At 70.8% G+C, this 22,372-nt stretch carries 21 protein-coding genes; 5 read left to right on the top strand and 16 right to left on the bottom strand.

Annotated features, from left to right (window positions below):
• The first annotated feature begins 11 nt into the window (after positions 1 to 11).
• A complete protein-coding gene (locus ASE27_RS19815) occupies positions 12 to 1,355 on the top strand; it encodes an AAA family ATPase (protein ID WP_162259227.1) in 1,344 nt (447 codons plus the stop codon).
• Between the two features lie 526 nt (positions 1,356 to 1,881).
• Here ASE27_RS19815 and ASE27_RS11840 read toward each other — a convergent pair.
• The gene (locus ASE27_RS11840; RefSeq protein ID WP_056650351.1) at positions 1,882 to 3,333 is read right to left on the bottom strand and encodes an NAD(P)H-quinone dehydrogenase; all 1,452 of its coding nucleotides are present in this window, start codon (positions 3,331 to 3,333) and stop codon (positions 1,882 to 1,884) included.
• Between the two features lie 110 nt (positions 3,334 to 3,443).
• Between ASE27_RS11840 and ASE27_RS11835 the strand changes: the two genes are divergently transcribed.
• Positions 3,444 to 4,283: a purine-nucleoside phosphorylase gene (locus ASE27_RS11835; RefSeq protein ID WP_056650348.1), complete on the top strand. Its 840-nt coding sequence runs from the start codon at positions 3,444 to 3,446 to the stop codon at positions 4,281 to 4,283.
• A 1-nt stretch (position 4,284) separates the two neighbouring features.
• Positions 4,285 to 6,111, top strand: coding sequence for a phospho-sugar mutase (locus ASE27_RS11830; RefSeq protein WP_082608865.1), 1,827 nt, complete (start codon positions 4,285 to 4,287; stop codon positions 6,109 to 6,111).
• Positions 6,112 to 6,199: 88 nt separating this feature from the next.
• Here the strand turns inward: ASE27_RS11830 and ASE27_RS11825 are convergent, their stop codons facing one another.
• The 15 genes from ASE27_RS11825 to ASE27_RS11755 form a co-directional block, all read right to left on the bottom strand.
• Complete coding sequence (locus tag ASE27_RS11825) at positions 6,200 to 7,012, bottom strand: siderophore-interacting protein (RefSeq protein WP_056650345.1); 813 nt, start codon at positions 7,010 to 7,012, stop codon at positions 6,200 to 6,202.
• Positions 7,013 to 7,129: 117 nt separating this feature from the next.
• Positions 7,130 to 7,837: a deoxyribose-phosphate aldolase gene (gene deoC, locus ASE27_RS11820; protein WP_056650343.1), complete on the bottom strand. Its 708-nt coding sequence runs from the start codon at positions 7,835 to 7,837 to the stop codon at positions 7,130 to 7,132.
• Positions 7,834 to 8,946 (bottom strand): adenosine deaminase, encoded by a 1,113-nt coding sequence (locus tag ASE27_RS11815; protein WP_056650340.1) that lies wholly within the window; start codon positions 8,944 to 8,946, stop codon positions 7,834 to 7,836. Before ASE27_RS11815 ends, deoC begins: the two co-directional genes overlap by 4 nt.
• 88 nt (positions 8,947 to 9,034) lie before the next feature.
• Positions 9,035 to 9,298 (bottom strand): hypothetical protein, encoded by a 264-nt coding sequence (locus ASE27_RS11810; RefSeq protein ID WP_056650337.1) that lies wholly within the window; start codon positions 9,296 to 9,298, stop codon positions 9,035 to 9,037.
• Between the two features lie 30 nt (positions 9,299 to 9,328).
• Positions 9,329 to 10,432: a hypothetical protein gene (locus ASE27_RS11805; protein WP_056650333.1), complete on the bottom strand. Its 1,104-nt coding sequence runs from the start codon at positions 10,430 to 10,432 to the stop codon at positions 9,329 to 9,331.
• A 58-nt stretch (positions 10,433 to 10,490) separates the two neighbouring features.
• Entirely contained in the window at positions 10,491 to 10,805 is a 315-nt protein-coding gene (locus ASE27_RS11800) for a DUF202 domain-containing protein (protein WP_056650332.1), read from the bottom strand.
• The gene (locus ASE27_RS11795; RefSeq protein ID WP_056650329.1) at positions 10,802 to 11,236 is read right to left on the bottom strand and encodes a YidH family protein; all 435 of its coding nucleotides are present in this window, start codon (positions 11,234 to 11,236) and stop codon (positions 10,802 to 10,804) included. The genes ASE27_RS11800 and ASE27_RS11795 overlap by 4 nt, the downstream gene beginning before the upstream one ends.
• 1 nt (position 11,237) lies before the next feature.
• Positions 11,238 to 12,584: a thymidine phosphorylase gene (locus ASE27_RS11790; RefSeq protein WP_056650326.1), complete on the bottom strand. Its 1,347-nt coding sequence runs from the start codon at positions 12,582 to 12,584 to the stop codon at positions 11,238 to 11,240.
• Positions 12,581 to 12,991 carry a cytidine deaminase gene (locus ASE27_RS11785; protein WP_056650323.1) on the bottom strand — a complete coding sequence of 137 codons (411 nt, stop codon included), beginning with the start codon at positions 12,989 to 12,991 and terminating at the stop codon, positions 12,581 to 12,583. Before ASE27_RS11785 ends, ASE27_RS11790 begins: the two co-directional genes overlap by 4 nt.
• Before the next feature lie 4 nt (positions 12,992 to 12,995).
• Positions 12,996 to 14,264 (bottom strand): ABC transporter permease, encoded by a 1,269-nt coding sequence (locus tag ASE27_RS11780; protein WP_056651346.1) that lies wholly within the window; start codon positions 14,262 to 14,264, stop codon positions 12,996 to 12,998.
• Positions 14,265 to 14,269: 5 nt separating this feature from the next.
• A complete protein-coding gene (locus ASE27_RS11775) occupies positions 14,270 to 15,526 on the bottom strand; it encodes an ABC transporter permease (protein ID WP_056650320.1) in 1,257 nt (418 codons plus the stop codon).
• Positions 15,523 to 17,076 carry an ABC transporter ATP-binding protein gene (locus tag ASE27_RS11770; protein WP_056650318.1) on the bottom strand — a complete coding sequence of 518 codons (1,554 nt, stop codon included), beginning with the start codon at positions 17,074 to 17,076 and terminating at the stop codon, positions 15,523 to 15,525. The genes ASE27_RS11775 and ASE27_RS11770 overlap by 4 nt, the downstream gene beginning before the upstream one ends.
• 111 nt (positions 17,077 to 17,187) lie before the next feature.
• Positions 17,188 to 18,279 (bottom strand): BMP family protein, encoded by a 1,092-nt coding sequence (locus ASE27_RS11765; RefSeq protein ID WP_056651343.1) that lies wholly within the window; start codon positions 18,277 to 18,279, stop codon positions 17,188 to 17,190.
• Positions 18,280 to 18,569: 290 nt separating this feature from the next.
• Entirely contained in the window at positions 18,570 to 19,775 is a 1,206-nt protein-coding gene (locus ASE27_RS11760) for an amidohydrolase (RefSeq protein WP_056651340.1), read from the bottom strand.
• 225 nt (positions 19,776 to 20,000) lie between these two features.
• Positions 20,001 to 21,164, bottom strand: coding sequence for a mannose-1-phosphate guanylyltransferase (locus ASE27_RS11755; protein WP_056650315.1), 1,164 nt, complete (start codon positions 21,162 to 21,164; stop codon positions 20,001 to 20,003).
• Between the two features lie 325 nt (positions 21,165 to 21,489).
• Here ASE27_RS11755 and sdhC point away from each other — a divergent pair, with 325 nt between their 5' ends.
• Positions 21,490 to 21,873 (top strand): succinate dehydrogenase, cytochrome b556 subunit, encoded by a 384-nt coding sequence (gene sdhC / locus ASE27_RS11750; protein ID WP_082608862.1) that lies wholly within the window; start codon positions 21,490 to 21,492, stop codon positions 21,871 to 21,873.
• Positions 21,873 to 22,334, top strand: a complete 462-nt coding sequence (locus ASE27_RS11745; RefSeq protein ID WP_056650313.1) for a succinate dehydrogenase hydrophobic membrane anchor subunit — start codon at positions 21,873 to 21,875, stop codon at positions 22,332 to 22,334. The genes sdhC and ASE27_RS11745 overlap by 1 nt, the downstream gene beginning before the upstream one ends.
• Positions 22,335 to 22,372 lie beyond the last annotated feature (38 nt).

Genomic DNA, 22,372 nt, shown 5'->3' with positions numbered 1-22,372 from the left:
AGGGAACCGTCATGGCAGCAGCGAGAATCACAGAACTACGCCTAACTTCATTCAAGTCGTTTCGACGTCAAACGCTTCCAATCGATGCCACAACGATCCTGATCGGCCGCAACGGGGCCGGAAAATCTAACGCCCTCGACGGGCTCGAAGTGCTTTCTAGGCTCGCATCTGGCGATGACATCCGGGACGCGCTCGATACCGAATCAAGAAGCCGCGACGCCATTCGGGGTGGCTCTGCTGGCTGCTCTCCACATGGATCCAACTCTTTCGAAATCGGATGTCGAGTCGTTCACGAAGGCAGAGCATTCGAATACGACGTCTCGATCCAAACAAGCCCGGAAGTGCGGGTATTGCGCGAATCACTCACAGGCCCAGCGCCCGCGATTAAGTCTGGCCGGATCGAACAGCGCGACCTCATCAAGTCGCAACTAACGTCAGGCCGCTCATCGTCTATCAATGCTGAAATATACAATGGCAGACGCGGAACAAACCCGAGCGAGGCTTTTCGCGACAACAGACTTATAATTACACAGGCTCCCATTCGCCTTTCAGGCAAGAATTCGGCAGAGCGCGCAATTCAAGCCGCGTGCTCTGCGGTGACAAGTGCGATGATCGGAATCTTTCACCTCGATCCGATCCCACATCTGATGCGCTCCTATACGCCCGAGCGATTCAGCGATCTCCAGCGCACCGGAGCGAATATCTCAGCAGCGATCGGGAAGCTCCGCTCTACCGACAACGACACACTGGGCCGCATCGTTGCATTGCTTGGAAGCGTCTCGGACCTCGACCTTAATACCATTAGGGTTGTTCGATCAGATTTTGGCGACGTAATGATGGCACTTTCGGAAATGGTCGGAGGAGACGAGGAAGTCACCCCAGCTAGAGAAATGAGCGATGGACTGCTTAGGTTTACCGCGATCTGCACCGCCCTCCTGACATCGAATCGGGGGCTAGATATCGCCGAGACTCTAGACCCCACGGCGGCAGAACCAGGCGTTACGCTGGTTGTCGAAGAGATCGAGAACGGTCTGCATCCAGCCCAAGCCGAGCACGTACTGAACTTTATTCGAGAAGTAAGTGCGGAACTCGATACCCAAGTACTCCTTACAACCCACAGTCCCGCTCTCTTGAACGCTATCAAGGGCCCACTCAATCGATCAGTCATCGTTTGCTATCGAAATAGAGAAACCGGCAAATCCGAACTCGGGCGAGTGACGAGTTTGCCTGGATATGCTCGAGCAATGACCCTGGGGGGCCTTGGCGATGTAGTGACCAGTGGAAATCTTGCTGGACCGAGCAAAACACCTACTGACTACTCTGACTTTTTGGATTTTCTGGGGAATGTCGAATGACGCGCATCATGTTTGTAGACACAAGCGTTCTCGTCAACTTCATTCCAGTACCCGGGCGAGATCAGGATCGGGACGAGGTTCAATCGGAGTTTCAGCAATTGGCCGCTTCCGGCGCCACACTCCTCCTGCCTGTGACCGCTGTGATTGAGTGCGGGAACTTTGTTGCTCAACTTAATGACGGACCTACACGCCGAACCACATCCGAACGCTTCTGTAGATTGCTCAGCCTGATCGCGGGAAGCAAGTCGCCTTGGCTATTCAATCAGGTAGATTGGTCCGAAGAGTTTTGGCTCACACTACTACATGGGGCTTCTACAGGCGAGGAGCTCTTGGAACTTCTGACACGAAGAATAGGCGTTGGCGACCTCGCTATTATCGCCGAGCGCGATGACTATCAAGTTCGGTCCGGCCTTAGCAACGTCGAGATTTGGAGCCTCGACGCCGGGCTTAGTTCCTACTCGTAGGGCACTACTTTGGAGATAAGGACACTCTTCGAAGTGGGCAGAACTGCAGCACCTTTGCGCTTTCAGTCCTCGCGGTGGTGGAGCATGCGGGCGACCTCGGCGATGGACCCGCTCAGCGACGGGTAGACCGTGAAGGCCTCGGCCACGTCGTCGACCGTGAGGCGGTGCGCGACCGCGAGGGTGATCGGGAAGACGAGCTCGCTGGCCCGCGGCGCCACGACCACGCCGCCGAGCACGACGCCGGCCTCGGGGTGCGCGAACAGCTTGACGAACCCGTCGCGCATGCCGAGCATCTTGGCGCGCGGGTTGCGGGCCAGGGGCAGCGTCGTGGTCACGTACTTGGAGCCCTGCTCCTTGAGCTTCTCCTCGCTGTACCCGACGGTCGCGATCTCGGGGGCCGTGAAGATGTTCGCCGCGACCGTGCGCAGCTTGATGGGGCTCACGGCGTCGCCCAGGGCGTGCGACATGGCGACACGGCCCTGCATCGCGGCGACCGAGGCGAGCGGCAGGATGCCCGTGCAGTCGCCGGCCGCGTAGATGCCGCGCACCGACGTGCGCGAGACCTTGTCGACCTGGACGTGGCCGCTCGGCGTGAGGCGCACCCCCGCCTCCTCGAGCCCGATCCCCTGCGTCGAGGGGATGGACCCGACCGCGAGCAGGACGTGGGTTCCCTGGACGACCCGGCCGTCGGCGAGCGTGACCTCGACCCCGTCCTCGGTGCGCACGGCGGCCTCGGCACGCGAGCGCGACATGACCGTCATGCCCCGCGAGCGGAAGACGCCCTCGATGAGCTCGGCGGCGTCGGCGTCCTCACCCGGCAGGACGCGGTCGCGGCTCGAGACGAGCACGACGTCCGAGCCCAGTGCGTTGTACGCCCCCGCGAACTCGGCGCCCGTGACGCCCGAGCCGACGACGATCAGCCGCTCGGGGAGCTCCTTGAGGTTGTAGAGCTGGGTCCACGTGAGGATGCGCTCGCCGTCCGGGACGGCGGTCGGCAGCACGCGCGGCGTCGCGCCGAGCGCGAGCAGGATGACGTCCGCGTCGAGCGTGACGGGTGGCTCGTCCGCGTCCGCGGGCGTCACCTGCACGCGCGTGGGCCCGTCGAGGCGGCCCTCGCCGAGGAGCACGCGCACGCCCTCGCGCTCGAGACGCGCGTGGATGTCGGCCGACTGGGCGGCCGCGAGCGCCATGACACGGGTGTTGACGGCGTCGAGGTCCACCATGTGCCGGCGCATCGCCGGGTGCGCCGCCTTGACGGTGTCGACCGGCAGGCGGATGCCGAGGTCTGCCGCGCGGTCCGCGATGGTCATCCAGTCGGCGGTCGCGATGAGGGTCTTGGAGGGGACGACGTCGGTGAGCACCGCGGCCCCCCCGAGCCCCTGGCGCTCGACCACCGTGACGTCCGCACCGAGCCGACGGGCGACGAGGGCCGCCTCGTAGCCTCCGGGACCACCGCCCACGATCACGATACGGCTGGCCTGCAGGTCACTGTTCTCGTTCGTCACGGGTGCCATTGTGTCAGGAAGTCCGAGGTCACCGTGTCAGCATGCGGACAGATCGGTCACCCGGTCCCCGGGTGGGTCTTCGGCGGGGCGCGAGGCCCAAGAACGGCTAGCCTCGTCCTATGACGACGACCTTGTCTCTCGACGACCCCACCACCGACCCGTTCCTCGTGGCCCGCGCCGCTGCCGACCACATCGCCCACGCCACCGGGATCGAGGGGCACGACGTGGCCCTCGTGCTCGGGTCCGGCTGGGGCGGGGCTGCCGAGCTCCTGGGCGACGTCGTCGCGGAGATCCCCACGAACGAGATCCCCGGCTTCTCCAAGCCTGCCGTCGCCGGGCACGTGGGCACGACCCGCTCGATCCGGATCGAGCGCGCCGACGGCTCGGTCCGCCACGCGCTCGTGCTCGGGTCGCGCACGCACCTGTACGAGGGCAAGGGCGTCCGCCACGTCGTCCACGGCGTGCGGACCGCTGCCGCGACCGGCGCGCAGACCGTCATCCTGACCAACGGCTGCGGTGGCCTGAACCTGGACCATGGGCCGGGCACCCCGGTCCTCATCCGTGACCACATCAACCTCACCGCGACCTCGCCCCTCGAGGGGGCCACGTTCGTCGACCTCACGGACCTGTACTCCCCGCGCCTGCGGGACCTGGCCCGGTCGGTCGACGGCTCGCTCGGCGAGGGCGTCTACGCGCAGTTCCCCGGCCCGCACTACGAGACCCCGGCCGAGGTCCGCATGGCCGGGATCCTGGGCGCGGACCTGGTGGGCATGTCGACCACTCTCGAGGCCATCGCCGCACGGCACGCGGGCCTCGAGGTGCTGGGCATCTCGCTCGTGACCAACCTCGCCGCGGGGATCAGCCCCACGCCGCTCTCGCACGGCGAGGTCATCGAGGCCGGCCAGGCTGCCGGTCCCCGGATCAGCTCCCTGCTCGCCCAGATCGCGAAGTTGGTGTGAGATGACGAACCCCGAGCCCTTCGCCAACGAGGTCGACGACCCCGGGTACGAGGCCGGCGCCGGCCACGCGGCCTTCCTCGCGCAGGTCGAGGCCTGGATCGAGGCGGACCCCGAGCCCGCCGACCAGCTCGAGCTGCGCACGCTGCTCGCGGAGGCCGACTCCCCCGACCCGCGCGACCACGAGGTGCGTGCACGGGCCCGCGCCGAGCTCCGCGACCGCTTCTCCGGGACGCTGCAGTTCGGCACGGCCGGCCTGCGCGGCGAGATGGCGGCCGGCCCGAACCGCATGAACCGTGCGGTGGTCATCCGCGCCGCCGCGGGCCTCGCGTCGTTCCTGCGCGACGCTCTGCCCGGCCAGACCCCGCGGGTCGTGATCGGCTACGACGCCCGCCACCACTCGCACACGTTCGCGCAGGACAGCGCCGCGGTCTTCACCGCCGCCGGGGTCGAGGCCTCGATCCTCCCGTCGGCCCTCCCCACGCCTGTGCTCGCCTACGCCGTGCGCCACCTGGGCGCCGACGCGGGCGTCATGGTGACCGCGAGCCACAACCCTCCGCGGGACAACGGCTACAAGGTCTACCTGGGTGGGCGGGTCGTGACCGACTCGGGCCAGGGCGCCCAGATCGTGCCCCCGTACGACGCCGAGATCGCGGCGGCGATCCACCGCGCCCCCGTGGCGGCACGGGTCCCGCGGGCGACCGACGGCTGGACGGTCCTCGGTCGTGACCTGGCACTCGGCTACGTCGAGTCCGTGGGCCGCCTGTCCGACGGCGCGGCGCGCGACCTGCGCATCGTCGCGACCCCGCTGCACGGCGTGGGCGGGGCGGTCGTCAACCGGGTCCTCGAGAACGCGGGCTTCACCGACGTCATCAGCGTCGCCGAGCAGTTCGAGGCGAACCCCCTGTTCCCGACCGTGGCCTTCCCCAACCCGGAGGAGCCCGGCGCGATCGACCTCGCGCTCGCGTACGCGCAGGACGCCAAGGCAGACCTGGTGATCGCGAACGACCCGGACGCCGACCGGTGCGCGCTGGCCGTCTACGACCCGCGCGTCGGGACCTACCAGGGCGCCGAGACCGCGCGCTCGAACGGGTGGCGCATGCTGCACGGTGACGAGGTGGGTTCGCTCCTCGGCGAGGAGATCGGCAAGCGGGCGGAACGGCTGCGCACCGCCCCCGGGACGCAGTTCTTCGCGAGCTCGATCGTGTCCTCGCGGCTGCTGCGCAAGATCGCCGAGAGCCACGGCCTGGGCTACGCCTCGACGCTCACGGGGTTCAAGTGGATCTCGCGCGTCGACGGCCTGGTCTACGGCTACGAGGAAGCGCTCGGCTACTGCGTGGACCCGCAGAACGTGCGCGACAAGGACGGCATCAGTGCTGCGCTGCTGCTCGCACAGCTCGCCAACCGGCTCAAGGCCGAGGGGCGCACGCTCGTCGACGCGCTCGACGACCTGGCGCGCACGCACGGCCTGCACGTGACCGACCAGCTCTCGGCCCGGTTCACGGACCTGGACCAGATCACGGCGGCCATGTCGCGGCTGCGTGCAGCGCCTCCGCGGACGCTCGCCGGTTCGGGCGTGAGCGAGGTCGTCGACCTGTCGGACGGTCTCGACGGCCTGCCCCCGACCGACGGCGTGCGGCTGCTGTCCGCGGACGGGACCCGGGTCATCGTGCGCCCCAGCGGTACCGAGCCCAAGGTCAAGTGCTACCTCGAGGTCATCGTCCCGGTCGCACCCGACGCGAGCTACGACGACCTCACGGCCGCCCGCGCGTTCGCACGGACCCGGCTCGACCACGTCCGCCGCGACGTCGCGGCGGCGCTCGGGATCTGACCCATCGCTCCTGCGCCCCTCGGGCCGCCGTGCAGTCCCCGTCCGGGGACGGGCGGCGGCCCGAGACGTGGGGGCCGAGGTCCGCGGATCAGGACCGCAGCGCGGGCTCCTCGTCGCGCGCCACGGCGGCCTTCCAGTCGGCCTTCTCGGCGCGCCAGCCCTCCTCGGTGCGTCCGCGGCGCCAGTAGCCCGACGCCGAGAGCGACGTCACGGGTACCTGCCGCTCGAGCCGGACGTGGCGGCGCAGGGTCCGTACGAACCCGGCGTCGCCGTGCAGGAACACCTGGGGCGTCCCGGGCAGGAACGTGAGGCTCTCGACGGCCTCGACGAGCGCCTCGCCGGGCGCCCGGTCGGGGTGCTCGTCGCGGCGCACCCATCGCAGGTCGAGCGCTCCGGGTGAGGTGAGGGGCTGCTGCTCGTCCGCGGAGGCGACCTCGACGACCGCGAGGACGGGCACGCCGTCGGGCACGGCCTCGAGGGCCGCAGCGATCGCGGGCAGGGCGCTCTCGTCACCCACCAGCAGGTGCCAGTCCGCGGTGCCCGACGGCGCGTAGTCGCCTCCCGGACCGAAGAAGGAGATCGGGTCCCCCACCCGTGCGGCGGACGCCCAGGGGCCCGCGAGCCCCTCGTCGCCGTGCGCGACGAAGTCGATGGCCAGCTCGCGCGCCGCGGGGTCCCACGAGCGGATCGTGTACGTGCGCATCGGGACGCGCCCCTCGGGCCCGGCCGCCTCGGGGAAGAGCAGCTTGACGTAGCGGTCGGTGTACGGACCGGCGTCGAACCCGTCGAGCCCGTCCCCGCCGAGGACGACGCGGATCATGTGCGGCGTGAGCCGCTCGGTGCGCACCACCACGGCGTGGGTCGCGACGCGCTCGGGCCTGCGGGGGGTGGGGTCGGTCATGCGGTCCTCCAGGGTGCGCTCCGCCGGTGATGGCGAAGTGAGGCTAGCCTAATCCCGGACGTGCCGAGGGGTGGCCGCCCGTCCAGGCTCGGCCACCCCTCGGTCGTGACGAACGGGTCAGTAGCCCGACGAACCGCCCTCGACGGGCTCGATCCCGTCGAAGCCCGCGAGCACGGCCGCGGTCCCGGACAGGCCCAGGCGCGTCGCGCCGTGCTCGATCATCGCGAGAGCGTCGGCGAGCGTGCGCACGCCGCCCGAGGCCTTGACCCCGAGCCGGCCGCCCACGGTCTCCGCCATGATGGACACCGCGTGCGTCGAGGCGCCACCGGCCGGGTGGAAGCCCGTCGAGGTCTTGACGAAGTCGGCGCCCGCGGCCTCCGAGGCGCGGCACGCCTCGACGATCTCGTGGTCCGTCAGTGCCGCGGACTCGATGATGACCTTGAGGATCTTGGGGGCCGGGACAGCGGCCCGCACGGCCGCGATGTCCGCCTGGACGTACGCCCAGTCCCCCGCCTTGGCCGCACCCAGGTCGATGACCATGTCGACCTCGTCCGCGCCGTCCGCGATCGAGCGGGCCGCCTCGGCGGCCTTGACCTCGCTGTGGTGGGTGCCCGACGGGAACCCGCACACGGTCGCGATCTTCAGGCCCTTGCCGTCGAGCGGCAGGACCGAGGGCGAGACGCACACCGAGTAGACGCCGAGCGCGACGCCCTCGTCGACGAGCGCCTCGAAGTCCGCGCGGGTCGCCTCGGGCTTGAGGAGGGTGTGGTCGACGAACTGCGCGAGGGACGCGCGGTCCAGGGGGGACGTGCCTGCGGTGCTCACAGCTGTGCTCCTTGGATCTCCTGGTAGCCGGGGAGGATGACGTCGTCGATGAGCGCACGGCGCTCGTCGTGGTGGATGAAGGCGCTCCACGCGGCCGTGGCCGTCACGTCGTAGAGGTCCTCGAGCGTCCAGCCGGCCTGCTCGACGAGCAGCGTCATCTCGTGGGTCATGGACGTGCGCGACATGAGGCGGTTGTCCGTGTTGAGCGTGACCGCGAAGTCGAGCTCCTTGAGGCGGGTGATGGGGTGCGTCGCGATCGAGCCCGCCGCACCGGTCTGCAGGTTCGAGACGGGGCACAGCTCGAGCGGGATCTGGTGGTCGCGGACCCAGTGGGCGAACTGCCCCAGGGCCGCCGTGCCGTGGCTCTCGTCGAACGAGATGTCCTCGATGAGGCGCACACCGTGGCCCACGCGCGAGGCCTGGCCCAGGTGGACCGCCTCGGCGATCGACGTGACGCCCGACGCCTCGCCCGCGTGGATCGTCACGGGGAAGTTCTCGTCGGCCAGGTACTGCCACACGGCGGGGAAGCGCGAGGGCGGGAAGCCGTCCTCGGCCCCGGCGATGTCGAACCCGACGACGCCGTTGCCCCGGTTGGCGACCGCGAGCTCGGCGATCTCCTGCCAGCGGTCGGCGTGCCGCATCGCGGTCACGAGCTGGCCCACGCGGATGGTGCGTCCCTGGGCCGCGGCGAGGGCCACGCCCTCCTCGAGCCCGGCCTGGACGGCGTCCACGGTGTCCTGCAGGCTCAGGCCGCGCTGCACGTGCTGCTCGGGGGCCCAGCGCTGCTCGGCGTACACGACGCCGTCCGCGGCCAGGTCGAGGACGGACTCGCGGGCGACGCGCGCGAGGGCCTCGGGCGTCTGCATGACGGCGATGGTGTGGTCGAAGGTCTCGAGGTAGCGCACGAGCGAGCCCGAGTCGGCCGACTCGACGAACCAGGTGCCCAGCGCGTCCGGCTCGGTCGCGGGCAGGTCGTGCCCGATCGCGGCGGCCAGCTCGATGATCGTCGCGGGGCGCAGCCCGCCGTCGAGGTGGTCGTGGAGGACGACCTTGGGGAGCGCGGCGATCGCCGCGACGGTCTCGCTCACTGAGGAGGGTGTGGAGGTCATGCGCTCACGCTACCGGGCAGGGGACGGGTGCACCCGACGTCCGCCCCGCCGGGCAGGTCACGGCTGCGTCACGGGCGGTCATGCGGTCTCACGCGCCGTCGTCGCCCGGGACGTCCGCGTCGTCGTCCCCGCCCTCGCCGACCGGGACCACGGCAGCCTGCTCGACGACGTCGGCCTCGGCGGCCTCACCGTCCAGGTCGGGCCGCGGGGTCCCCGGGGTGTAGTCCTCGGCGTCCTCGGGCGAGGGCGGCGGGTCGCCCTGCGACTCCTCCTCGACCAGGTTCGTGGGGACGTCGTCGGGGGTGACCAGCCCGGCGTCTCGCCAGGCCTCCGCTCCGGGCACGGTGCTCATGGGGGTGCTCCTCTCGCCGTCCCTCCATCGTCACCCGACCCGGCGCGACCCGCCAGCCCGTCCGGCGGGCAGGACCGCCCAGGTCACGTACGGCCAGCCCCCGAGCGCGCGGCGCACGGCCTTGCTCGGGTCCCCCGCGACGCGGGTGCCCGCCAGGAGGTCGGCGACCCGCACGCGGTGCAGCGCCCCGGACGACGGCTCGTAGACCGAGCACCAGCGACCCCCGTGCGCCGGTGTCCCGTCGTCCCCTCCCGCCTCGGCCTGAGGACCGCTCACCCCGGCCAGGAGCACGACGTGCCGCGGCACCGCGGTGGACCACCCGGTCCCGACGTCGCCGCCCGTGTACAGCGGCACCGGCACGCCCGCGGCCACGGACCGCAGCGCGCTCGCGAGCACCGGGTCCCCTGGCCCGCCGCCCGCGACGATCCGGTGCGTGAAGCGCACGTCCGCGTAGCGGGCGTCGCGTGCGGCCGTCCAGGGCGGCGTCCCGAGCCTGCCGGGCCACGGGAAGGGGCCGAGCGCGGCCCGCGTCGTGCGCGCCTTGAGGAGGCGCTGGAGCGCCTGGAACCGGCCCGACGACGTCTCGAGCTCCCGGGCGGTCGCGTCCACCTGGCCCTCGCTCACGACGAGCTCGCGGGCCCCTCGCGAGACGTCCGTCCCGGCGACGAGCCACAACGAGACCACCGGGTCCCCCGCCGCGGCCAGGACGGCCAGCACCGCGGACCCGCACGTCGTCTCGTCGACCTGGACGGCGCGGGCCCGGCCCAGCACGAGCGGTTCGGGGAAGCGCAGGTCCGGGCGCCCCGGGGCCGACCCCTGCCCCTGACCGACCGGCCGCCCGACCGTCAGGTCGGGTCCACCCGCGAGGTCACGGCGCTGGTCGGGTGCGACGGAGCGGCGACGCAGCGGGTCGAGCACGTGCTCGCGCTCCCACGGGCGCAGCGACTCGAGCACCGTGACGAGCCGGTCGGCGACCTGCCCGGGATGCCCCGCGCGCAGGGCGGCCCGACGGGCCGAGGAGGCTGCGGCGTCGGGCAGGGCATAGCGCCCCGACGGAGGCGGCAGGGGCAACGGACCCCGGCCCGCGCCCGCTGCGCGCAGGACCCGGGTGAGCTGGAGGTCGGCGAGGATCATCCGGACAGCCTGCCATCCTTCGCACACGTCGAGCGCCTCGCTCCTCGCACCGCCGCCCTCAGAGCAGCCGGACGAGTGCGCTCGCCGCGCCCAGCAGGCCCAGGACGCCCACGAGCGCGGCGACCCGGACCAGGAAACCCCACGACCTCAGACGGCCGTCCCGGGGCAGACCGCCCGACGGCGGCCGCAGGACCGCGGGCACGAGCGTCGCGACCGCGAGCGTCCCCGCGCACGCCGCGAGGACCGGCTGTCCCGCGCGCAGACCGGCCACCGCGAGCAGGATCGCGCCGATCACGACCGCGAGGACCGTGCGCTGCCAGGCCAGGGCCGTGCGCTCTGGCTGGAGCCCCGGGTCCCGGGTCGGCGGCGTCACCGCCGCCAGACCTCGGTGACCGCGTACCCGGCCACGAGCAGCGCGAGCACGACGACGCCCGCGACGAGCACGGGCAGACCGGTCGGGGACGGCAGCGGGTCGCCCCGGCGGATCGCCCGCTCGACGCGCTTCCAGGAGAGGAGCGCGTACCCCGCGAACCCGGCCCCCGTGAGGCAGGCCACCGCGGCGATCAGGTCGACGAACCCCGTGAGGTCCGCGAACGACGCGAACGACGTCAGCGCGACCCCGCCCGCGACCAGGCCGAGCCCCGTGCGTACCCAGGCCAACGCAGTGCGCTCGTTGGCCAGGCTGAAGCGGATGTCCGGCTCCTCGCCGACGCCGTAGACCGAACGGGGTCGGCGGTCGTCGGGCGGGGAGGCCTCCGGGTCGCGCGGTGCCGCGCCCCCCGAGGCCTCCCCCTCCGCCGTCATGTCAGGCGAGCCGGTCGAGGATCAGGGCCGGCGTCTCGACGACCGTGCCCGGGTCCGCGACGGCCCAGGCGCCCTCGAGCGCCTCGACCGCCCGGTCGAACCGCTCCGGGGTGTCGGTGTGGAGCGTGAGCAGGTGCTGCCCCTTGGTGACCACGTCGCCCGGCTTGGCGTGGATCTCGATCCCCGCCCCGGCCTGCACCGGGTCCTCCTTGCGGGCACGGCCCGCACCGAGGCGCCAGGCCGCGACCCCCACGCCGAACGCGTCGAGGTGCGAGAGGACGCCGTCGCGGTCGGCGACCACGTGCTCCTTCTCGCGCGCCACGGGAAGCGGAGCGCGGGCGTCGCCGCCCTGCTCCGCGATCATCTCGCGCCACTTGTCCATGGCCCGGCCGTTGGAGAGCGCGTGCCGCACCTCGTCCTCCGGGACGGGCCTGCCCGCCGCGTCGAGCATCTCGACCGCGAGCGCGACGGTCAGGTCGACGACGTCGCGCGGGCCTCCGCCGGAGAGCACGTCGAGCGTCTCGCGGACCTCGAGCGCGTTGCCTGCCGTCAGCCCCAGCGGGGTCGACATGTCGGTCAGCAGCGCGACCGTGCGGACGCCCGCGTCCGTGCCCAGGTCCACCATGGTCCGCGCGAGCTCGCGCGCCTGCTCGATGTCCTTCATGAACGCGCCCGAGCCGACCTTGACGTCCAGGACGAGCGCACCCGTGCCCTCGGCGATCTTCTTGCTCATGATCGAGGACGCGATGAGCGGGATCGCCTCGACCGTGGCCGTGACGTCGCGCAGCGCGTAGAGCTTGCGGTCGGCCGGGGCCAGCCCCGAGCCCGCCTGGCAGATGACGGCGCCCACGTGCTCGAGCTGGTTCATCATCTGCTCGTTCGTCAGGGCGGCGCGCCAGCCGGGGATGGACTCGAGCTTGTCGAGCGTGCCCCCCGTGTGCCCCAGACCGCGCCCCGAGAGCTGCGGCACCGCGACCCCGAAGACCGCGACGAGCGGAGCGAGCGGCAACGTGATCTTGTCCCCCACGCCTCCCGTCGAGTGCTTGTCGGCCGTGGGACGCGAGAGCGCCGAGAAGTTCATGCGCTCGCCCGAGGCGATCATGGCCGCGGTCCAGCGCCCGATCTCCGTGCGGTCCATGCCGTTGAGCAGGATCGCCATGTTGAGGGCGGCCATCTGCTCCTCGGCCACGACACCGCGCGTGTAGGCGTCGATGACCCAGTCGATCTGCTCGGCCGACAGACGGCCCTTGTCCCGCTTGGTGCGGATGACGTCGACCGCGTCGAACGACTCGGTCTCCTTGTTCGGCAGCGCGCCGGAGGCGCCCACCGGAGTGCTCTGCGTGCTCATGCTCGCTCCACCAGATCTTCAGGCCCGAAAGCGTCGGGCAGCACATCGGTCATGGGCTTGATGCCACGGGTCGTCTCCACGAGCAGCCGGGGCCCGCCGTGCTCCCACAGGAGCTGGCGGCACCGTCCGCACGGCATGAGCACGTTGCCGTGCCCGTCGACGCAGGCGAACGCCACGAGGCGCCCGCCTCCGCTCCCGATCAGGTCGCTCACGAGCGAGCACTCGGCGCACAGCGTCACGCCGTACGCCGCGTTCTCGATGTTGGCGCCCGTGACCAGCCGGCCGTCGTCGACCAGCGCCGCGGCCCCGACCTTGAACGAGGAGTAGGGCGCGTACGCCTTCTCCATCGCGGCCCGGGCGGCGACCCGCAGGCCCTCCCAGTCGATCGTCGGTGTCTCGTCGCTCATCCGGTCATCCCTTCACGTACGGTTCGCCCGCGGCAGCGGGCCCGCGCACGCGACCGACCAGGCCGGCGACCGCGAAGATCGTCACGACGTAGGGCAGCATGAGCATGAACTGGTTGGGGATCGGGGTCTCGAGGACGCCGAGCACCTGCTGCAGCTTGTCGGCGAACCCGAAGAGCAGCGCGGCGCCCAGGGCCCCCCACGGGCTCCAGCGACCCAGGATCATCGCGGCGAGCGCGATGTAGCCCTTGCCGGCCGTCATCTCCTGGCCGAACGCACCCACGGACCCGATCGTGAAGAACGCACCGCCGAGGCCCGCGACCATGGACCCGAGCAGGACGTTGCCCCACCGGGTGCGGTTGACGTTGATGCCGACCGTGTCCGCAGCCTGGGGGTACTCCCCGACCGAACGGACGCGCAGGCCCCAGCGGGTGCGGAAGAGCGCGATGCTAATGACGATGACCGCGACGTAGAGCAGGTACACGATGATCGACTGGCGGAACAGCACCGGGCCGATGATCGGGATCTCGGAGAGCAGCGGGATCGGGAGCGTCGGCAGGCGCGGCGGCGTGTTGAGCGTCGCGGGGTCGTTCTTGAGCACCGAGGAGAACAGGAAGCTCGTCAGGCCCACGGCGAACACGTTGAGCACCACACCGACGATGATCTGGTTCACGTGGTACTTGACCGTGAACAGCGCGAGCATCGCGCCGATGAGCAGCCCCGCGAGCGGAGCGGCGACCAGACCCACGTACGCGTTGCCCACGACCGAGGCGAGCACCGCAGCGCCGAAAGCGCCCGTGAGCAGCTGACCCTCGATCGCGATGTTGACGACGCCGGCCCGCTCGTTGAGCAGACCGCCGAGCGCACCGAACGCGAGCGGGACCGCGAGGAGCAGCGAGCCCTGCAGGAGGCTCACGATCGACGTGCTCTTGTCCGCGACGGCCCACACGAGGAACGTCAGGACCCACAGGACGCCGAAGACCGCGAGCACCCAGCGCCCGACCGGCTTGTCCGCGCGGACCCGCAAGGTCGCGTAGCCGGCCAGGAGCAGGCAGAGCACCGAGAGCACGATCGCGGTGGCCCGCGTGGGGAGCTCGACCGGGTCGAACTTGAGGAGGTCGGCCCCCGTGGAGATCCCGAAGGTCGTCACGGAACCGGCAGGTCCCAGGAGACCGAACAGGACGAACGAGAGCAGGCCGAAGACCCCGAGCGTGATGGGGACCTTCCAGCTGCGGGTCGCCGTCACGGCAGCGACCTGGGTACGCGGTGCGGCCATGGCGGTCATGCGCTGGCTCCCTTCACGACGACGGGGTTCGGGGCGGGCAGCCGGAAGATGGCCCGGACGAGCGGCGGGGCCGCGATGAAGAGCACGACGAGCGACTGGATGACCAGGACGATGTTGATCGACGTACCCGTCGAGGCCTCCATGGCCCGTCCACCCACGTTGAGCCCGGCGTACAGCAGGCCCGCGAAGAAGATGCCGAGCGGCTTGGACCTGCCCAGCAGGGCGACGGTGATCGCGTCGAACCCGATCGAACCGGCGATCCCGCCGGTCAGCGCCTTCTCCGTACCGAGGATCTGCACGGCGCCCGCGAGGCCCGCGAGGGCACCCGAGACGACCATGACGAGCACGAACGACGACGCCACTCCCATGCCTGCGGTCCGGGCGGCCTGCGGGTTGGAGCCCACCGCGCGGAACCGGAAGCCCCACGTCGAGCGGGACATGAGCCACCAGACGAAGACCGCGGCCAGGATCGCGACCAGGAAGCCCGCGTTGAGGCGGAACTGGTCGCCCAGGAGCAGCGGCAGCTGGGCCGTGTCCTTGACGCCCGGGCTCTTGGGCTGGTTGGAGCCCGGCCGGGTGAACGCGCTGGTCGTGAGGAACCACGCGACGAGGTAGAGCGCGACGTAGTTCAGCATGATCGTCACGATCACCTCGTGCGCGCCCGTACGGGCCTTGAGGAATCCGGCGATGCCGGCCCAGAAGCCACCGGCGAGCACGCCGCCGAGCAGCGCGAGCAGCAGGTGCAGGACGGGTGGCAGGTTCCAGGCGAAGCCCACGTAGCCGCCGATCGCAGCCCCCATGAGGACCTGCCCCTGCGCGCCGATGTTGAACAGGCCCGCACGGAAGCCGACGGCCACGCCGAGGGCCGCGATGATGAGCGGCGTCGAGACGGTCATGGTCTCGGTCAGCGAGCGGATGCCGCGGGCGAACGTCGGGGCCTCGTAGTTGTAGACCGCGCCGCGGAACATGGCCGAGTAGGCGTCAGCCACCGCGCTCCAGGCCGCACCGAAGAAGTCGGCGGGCTTGGCGAAGAGGTAGCTCGCGGCAGCCGTCACGTCGGGGTCTGTGACGATGATCAGGAGCCCGCCGATGACGAGCGCCAGGACGAACGCCAGGACGGTGACGCCGAACGGGCCCGTCGTGATCTCCCGGAAGGTCGCAGCCCAGCGGGCGTCGCTCGCGGGCTTCGCCGCGCTCGGCGCCTCGGGGGCCGGCTCCCCCGTCGCCGGAGGGACGGGCTGCTGGTCGGTCACTGGGTTGCTCCCGTCGTGTCGGTCTGGTCGGTCACCTGTGCGGTGGCCTCGTCGTAGGGCACGCCGGCCATCATGAGGCCGAGCACCTCGCGCGACGTCGTGGGCGGGACGAAGCCCACGATGCGCCCGCGGTACATCACGGCGATGCGGTCGGCGAGCTCGACGACCTCGTCGAGCTCGGTCGAGACGATGATCACCGGGGTGCCGTTGTCGCGCTCCTGGACGATGCGGCGGTGCAGGAACTCGATGGATCCCACGTCCACGCCGCGCGTCGGCTGGCTCGCGATGAAGAGCTTGAGCGGGCGCGAGAGCTCCCGCGCGAGGACGACCTTCTGCTGGTTGCCGCCGGAGAGCCGGCCGACCTCCTGACCGGGGCCCTGCGTGCGGATGTCGAACTCGCTGATGCGGTGCTCGGCGTTGCGCCGGATCTCCGGCAGGTTGAGCGCGATGCCCCGCGCGTACGGGGACTTGTCGTAGAGGTCGAGCACGAGGTTCTCCGCGACCGTGAAGTCGAGGACGAGCCCGTCGACCTTGCGGTCCTCGGGCACGAACCCGATCCCGGCGTCGAGGGCCGCGTCGGGCGAGAGCCCGCGCAGCTCCTTGCCGTGGAGCGCGATCGACCCCTCCGCGGAGGGCAGCAGCCCGAGGATGGCCTCGGTGAGCTCGGTCTGCCCGTTGCCCTGCACGCCCGCGACGGCGAGGATCTCGCCCTCTGCGACCGAGAACGAGACCCGGTCGACGACGGCCTGCCCGTTGGGCGCGAGGACCGTGAGGTCCGTGACCACGAAGGTCTCCTCACCGAGCTGCGGGGGTGCCTTGTCGAGACCGAGCGAGACCGAGCGCCCCACCATGAGCGACGCGAGCTCGGTCTCGGAGGCTGACGGCTCGGCCTTGCCGACGACCGCACCACGACGGATGACCGTGATGACGTCGGCGACGGCCTTGACCTCGCGCAGCTTGTGCGTGATGAAGACGATCGACGTGCCCGAGGCCTTGAGCTGTCGCATGATCTCGATCAGCTCGTCGGTCTCCTGCGGGGTCAGCACCGCGGTGGGTTCGTCGAGGATGAGGACCTTGGCCTCGCGTGCGAGCGCCTTGACGATCTCGACGCGCTGCTGCACGCCGACCGGCAGGTCCTCGACGACGGCGTCCGGGTCCAGGCCGAAGCCGAACCGCGCGGACAGGTCGCGCACCCGGGCACGGGCGGCCTCGAGGTCCAGGAACCCCCCGGCCTTGACGTCCTCGTGCCCGAGCATGACGTTCTCTGCGACGGTGAACACGGGCACGAGCATGAAGTGCTGGTGCACCATGCCGATCCCGGCGGCGAGCGCGTCGCCCGGTCCCCGGAAGGCGCGCTCCTCGTCGTCGAGCAGGATGGCGCCCGAGTCGGCCTGGTAGAGGCCGAACAGCACGTTCATCAGCGTGCTCTTGCCTGCGCCGTTCTCCCCGAGAAGGGCATGGATCTGCCCCGGTTCGATGACGAGGTCGATGTGGTCGTTGGCGACGAGCGGTCCGAACGACTTGGTGATACCGCGGAGCTCCAGCTTCACGTACGGTCCCTTCGATGCACAGGCAGCCTTGCCTGTGACGTTAGCCCAAGACTGGTCGAGCCGGCCCGGCGAGGATGCCGGGCCGGCTCGACCACGAGGTACAGCGTCAGGTCACGGCGAGCTCGGGGACTCCACGACGATGGTGCCGTCGATGATGTCCTTGCGGAGCTGGTCGATCTCGTCCTTGAGCTCCTGCGGGACCTTGGACTCGAAGTCGTGGTACGGCGCGATGTCCACGCCGCCGTTCTCGAGCGTGCCCACGTAGGGCTCGTTCGAGAACTCGTCCTCGGAGGCTGCGGTGATGACGTCCTCGACGCCCGCACCGATCTCCTTGAGGACCGAGGTCAGGATCAGGTCGCCCGAGTCGGGGTTGGTCTCGAAGCCGTCGGCGTCGACCCAGATGACCGACACGTCGGTCGCGTCCTTGGCTGCGGCGAGCGTGCCGACACCGACCGGACCGGCGACGGGCATGATGATGTCCGCACCCTGGTCGATGAAGGTCTGCGTGAGCTGCTGGCCCTGGGACTGGTCCTCGAAGCCACCGGCGAACGAGCCGTTCTGCGACTCCTTGTTCCAGCCGAGGGTCTTGACGTCGGTGCCGTGCGTCTCGTTGTAGTTCGCGACGCCGTCGACGAAGCCGTCCATGAAGATCGTCACGGACGGGATCTGCAGACCGCCGTAGGTGGCGACCGTGCCCGTCTTGCTCATGCCCGCGGCGAGGTAGCCCGCGAGGAACGATGCCTGGGCGGTGTCGAAGCTGATGGGCTTGACGTTGTCGAGCTCGATCGTGTTGCCGTCAGCGTCTTGCGCCGTCGAGTCGACGATCGCGAAGTCGACGTCGGCGTTCGCCTGGGCCGCGTCGCCCGTGGCGGTCGCGAGCAGGAAGCCGACCGTGACGATGATGTTGCAGTTCTCGGAGATCAGGTTGTCGATGTTCGGAGCGAAGTTCGACTCCTCCTTCGACTCCGCCGTGGCGGTCTGGATGCCCAGGTTCTTCTCGGCAGCCATGAGGCCGTTGTAGCCCGACTCGTTGAAGGACTTGTCGTCGAACCCGCCGGCGTCGGACACCATGCAGGCCTTGAAGCTCGACTCGGAGCCTCCCGCCGTTCCCGTGCTGCCACCCTCGTCGGGCGCGCTGCCACATGCGGCCAGCGTCAGCGCGGCGACCGCCGCGAGCGCGGTCATCTGCGTTGCTCTCTTCACCATGAGCTCCTGTCGATCTCGTCGATGGCCTCACGGAGATGACCGGGACCCGCCCGCGCGCCGTTGCACGGGAAGGTCACGGAGTCCGTCGGCCTGTATGGATCGAACACTAGCCACGTCCAGGAATCGTGGACGTTACTTGCGGGTAACGACGCCGCTTCGTTATGGAAGCGTCATCTGGCGTCTCAGCCGTGGTCGTTCTCGGTCCACGGATCGGACACCTGGTTGTGTCGAGCAACCACGCCGTACCCCCGAGAGAGTCCGCCACGGCTCCCCGGAGGCCCTCCCTCTCATCCCAGCGCGACGCGCGCGAGCAGCCGGACCCCGGCACCGATCGCCGACTCGTCGATCTGCAGGTCGCCCTGGTGGATGTCGTAGGACCGGCCGCCGGGCGTCCGGGTCCCGAGCCGTGCCATGGCCCCCGGCACCTTGGTCAGGTACCAGGCGAAGTCCTCCCCACCGAGCGACTGCTCGGTCAGCAGCACCGAGGTCGGCCCGAGCACGTCGCGCGCGGCCGCCTCGAGGGCGCCCGTGCAGTCCTCGGCGTTCTCGACCGGCGGCACGCCGCGCGTGTGGTTCACGGTGACCTCGACCTCGTAGGGCGCGACGACCTGCTCGACCGCGTCGTGGAGCACCTGCCCCGCGAACTCCCAGGCCCGCACGTCGAGGCAGCGCAGCGTCCCCCGGACCGTCCCGGTGCTGGGGATCGCGTTGTGCGCCGACCCCGCGTGCACCGCACCCCACGTGAGGTTGACGCCCGAGCGCGGGTCGAGCCGGCGCCCGAGCACCGCCGGCACCTGGGTGATGACCTGGCCGAGCGCGTAGACGACGTCGCCCGTCAGGTGCGGCCGAGAGGTGTGCCCCCCGGGCGACGTGATGGTCACCGACACCTCGTCCGAGGCCGAGGTGATGGGTCCGATGCGCGTGCCGATCTGTCCCACGTCGACCTTGGGGTCGCAGTGGACCGCGTAGATCTCGTCGACCCCGTCGAGGCCGCCCTGCGCGATGACGTCGAGCGACCCTCCGGGCTGGACCTCCTCGGCGGGCTGGAAGATCAGCCGGACGGGGCGGGCGAGCTCCCCGCGTCGCGCGAGCTCGGCGAGGACCAGGCCGGCCCCGAGCACCACGGTCGTGTGGACGTCGTGGCCGCACGCGTGCGCGACCCCCGGGACGGTCGAGGCCCACGGCAGCTCGCAGCGGTCCTGGAGCGGCAGCGCGTCGATGTCGGCGCGCAGCGCGACCCGGCCGCGCGTCTCGCCGTCGGGCCCCTCGGTGCCGCCGATGTCGCAGACCAGACCGGTGCCCTGCAGCAGGCGCGGCGAGAGCCCGGCTGCGCGCAGGCGGTCGGCGATCAGTGCCGTGGTGCGGGTCTCGGCCCGCGAGACCTCGGGGTGCGCGTGGATGTCGCGCCGGATCGCGACCAGCTCGTCCGCGAGCGACGCCGCGACGGCCGTGACATGGTCCCCCGCCCCGGTCCGCCCCCCGCCCGAGGGCAGCGACGGGGACCGGTCGTTCTGGATGCTCTCCTCAGGCGTGCTCACACGCCGAGACTATCGCCGACCCGTGCGGGTGGGGCGGGGGCGGCCACGCACCGGGACGGCGGGAAGCCTGCGCGGGCCGCGCTGCGCCGTCGGGCCGCGCGGGAGACCCGGCCCGCGGCCCGACGGCGCCGCTCGCCCGGGGCGCGAGCGCGCACCCCGGGCGAGCGGTGAGGAAAGGGGTCAGAGCAGCTCGTCGAGCCCGCGCTCGCGCACCGCGTCGACCATGGACTTGACCTGCTGCGCACGCGCCCGCGTCGTGACCAGGAGCGCGTCCGGTGTGTCGACGACCACGACGTCGTCGAGACCGAGGATCGTCACGACGCGCTCGCTCGCCGGGACGACGACCGAGCCCGCGCTCTCGAGCCGGACGACCCGACCGGCGTCCCCCAGGACCTTGGAGCCCGACTCGTCCGCTGCGGGCAGCAGGGCGGCGAGCGAGTTGAAGTCGCCCACGTCGTCCCAGCCGAAGTTGCCCGGCACCACCGCGACCCCGCCCACGGCGGCGACGGGCTCGGCGACCGCGTGGTCGATCGCGATCTTCTCGAGCCCGGGCCACTCGTCCGCGAGGACCTGGTCCCGCTCGGGCGTGTCCCAGGCCGCGGCGATCCGCCGCAGCCCGTCGTGGAGCTCGGGGCGCTGGTCGGCCAGGTGCCCGAGCAGGACCGAGGTCCGCGTGATGAACATGCCCGCGTTCCAGCGGTACTCCCCCGAACGCACGTAGCGCTGCGCGGTCAGGGCGTCGGGCTTCTCCGTGAAGCCCTCGGCGTGCAGACCCGTCGGCGCCCCCTCGAGGCCGAGCGACGCCCCGCTGCGGACGTAGCCGAAAGCGGTGGACGGCCTCGACGCCGCGATCCCGACCGTCACGACGTAGCCCGCCCGCGCCGCCTCCACACCCTCCCGGACGGCCTGCTCGAACGCCGCCTGCCCCGTGATGACCTGGTCGGCCGCGAACGAGCCGATCACCACGTCGCCGTGACGCTGCTCGAGGACCGCGGCCGCCAGCCCGATGGCGGCCATCGAGTCGCGGGGGGACGGCTCGGCGAGCACCGAGTCCTCGTCGAGCCCTGGCAGCTGCGTCCTGGCCGAGGCCACGTGCTGGCGACCCGTGACCAGGACGATGCCTCCCTCGCCCGTCAGGGGCGCCAGGCGGTCGACCGTGGCCTGGAGGAGCGAGCGCCCGGTGCCCGCGAGGTCGAGCAGGAACTTGGGGTTGCCCCGCCGGGACAGAGGCCACAGCCGCGTCCCAGCCCCGCCCGCGGGGATCACGGCATGGAAGCCGGGGACGGCCCGGTCGTCTGTGGACGACCCACCAGGAGAAGGGGCAGGCGCAGGAGTGGTCGACATGCTAGGAAGCATAGTGACCACGGGTCGAGACGCCGCCCGGGACGCCCGCGAGACCGGTCCTCGACAGTTCCCCGAGGCCATGTGGAATGAGTCACAATCCGGGGTGGGCAGGGCGCCTGGAAGCCCCGGCGGTCCGCAACCTGACGCCGATGTCACTATGGTGGAACCCCAGAGACGGATATCGACGGACTCCGGCGAGCCCTGGATCTGCCGCTCCTCCCGACTCCTCGGAGCCTCGGGACGGAGCGGTCGTGAACGGCCACCGGCGGACGACGTCGTCCAGCTCGATATCTCACCCCTGAACTCGCCACAGGAGGCCCCTAAAGTGCCCAGTGCACCTGCTGGCACGCTGTACCGCGGCCGTGAAGGCATGTGGTCGTGGGTCGCGCATCGCGTGACCGGCGTGCTCATCTTCTTCTTCCTCCTCGTGCACGTGCTGGACACAGCGCTGGTACGAGTCTCGCCCGAGGCGTACGACGCCGTGATCGGCACGTACAAGACCGTGATCATGGGACTCGGTGAGGCCGGCCTGGTCGCCGCCATCGTGTTCCACGCCTTCAACGGTGTCCGGATCATCCTCGTGGACTTCTGGGCCAAGGGCCCCAAGTACCAGCGCACCATGCTGTGGGTCGTCGTCGGTCTGTTCGCCGTGACCATGGCGGGCTTCCTGCCCCGCCACCTCATGAACGTCTTCGGAGGTGGGCACTGATGGGCACCACGACCACCAGCTCGCCCCTCGCGGCCCCCCGCGACCCGTACAAGCGCCAGAAGACGACGCGCTCGAACTACGAGCTGTACAGCTGGGTCTTCATGCGCGCCTCGGGCGTCGTGCTGATCGTCCTGATCTTCGGGCACCTCTTCGTGAACCTCATGGTCGGCGAGGGCGTCCACGCGATCGACTTCGGCTTCGTCGCCGGCAAGTGGGCCTCGCCGTTCTGGCAGGTCTGGGACCTCCTGATGCTCTGGCTCGCGATGATCCACGGCACCAACGGCGTCCGCACCATCATCAACGACTACGCCCAGCGCGACGGCACCCGCATGGTCCTCAAGTGGGCCCTGTACCTGGCCTTCGTGATCGTCACCGTGCTCGGCACCCTCGTGGTCTTCACATTCGACCCGTGCCCGCCGAACGCGCTGGACTACCAGCTCCCGTCGTTCTGCACCGCCTGACGGACCTGCCGGCCGACGTTCCCCCAGACGCCGCCTGA

This window comes from Oerskovia sp. Root918 (assembly GCF_001428945.1).
Classification (GTDB): Bacteria; Actinomycetota; Actinomycetes; order Actinomycetales; family Cellulomonadaceae; genus Oerskovia; species Oerskovia enterophila.
The sequence above is the reverse complement of the archived record's forward strand: the minus strand, read 5'-3'. Positions and strand labels throughout refer to the sequence as shown.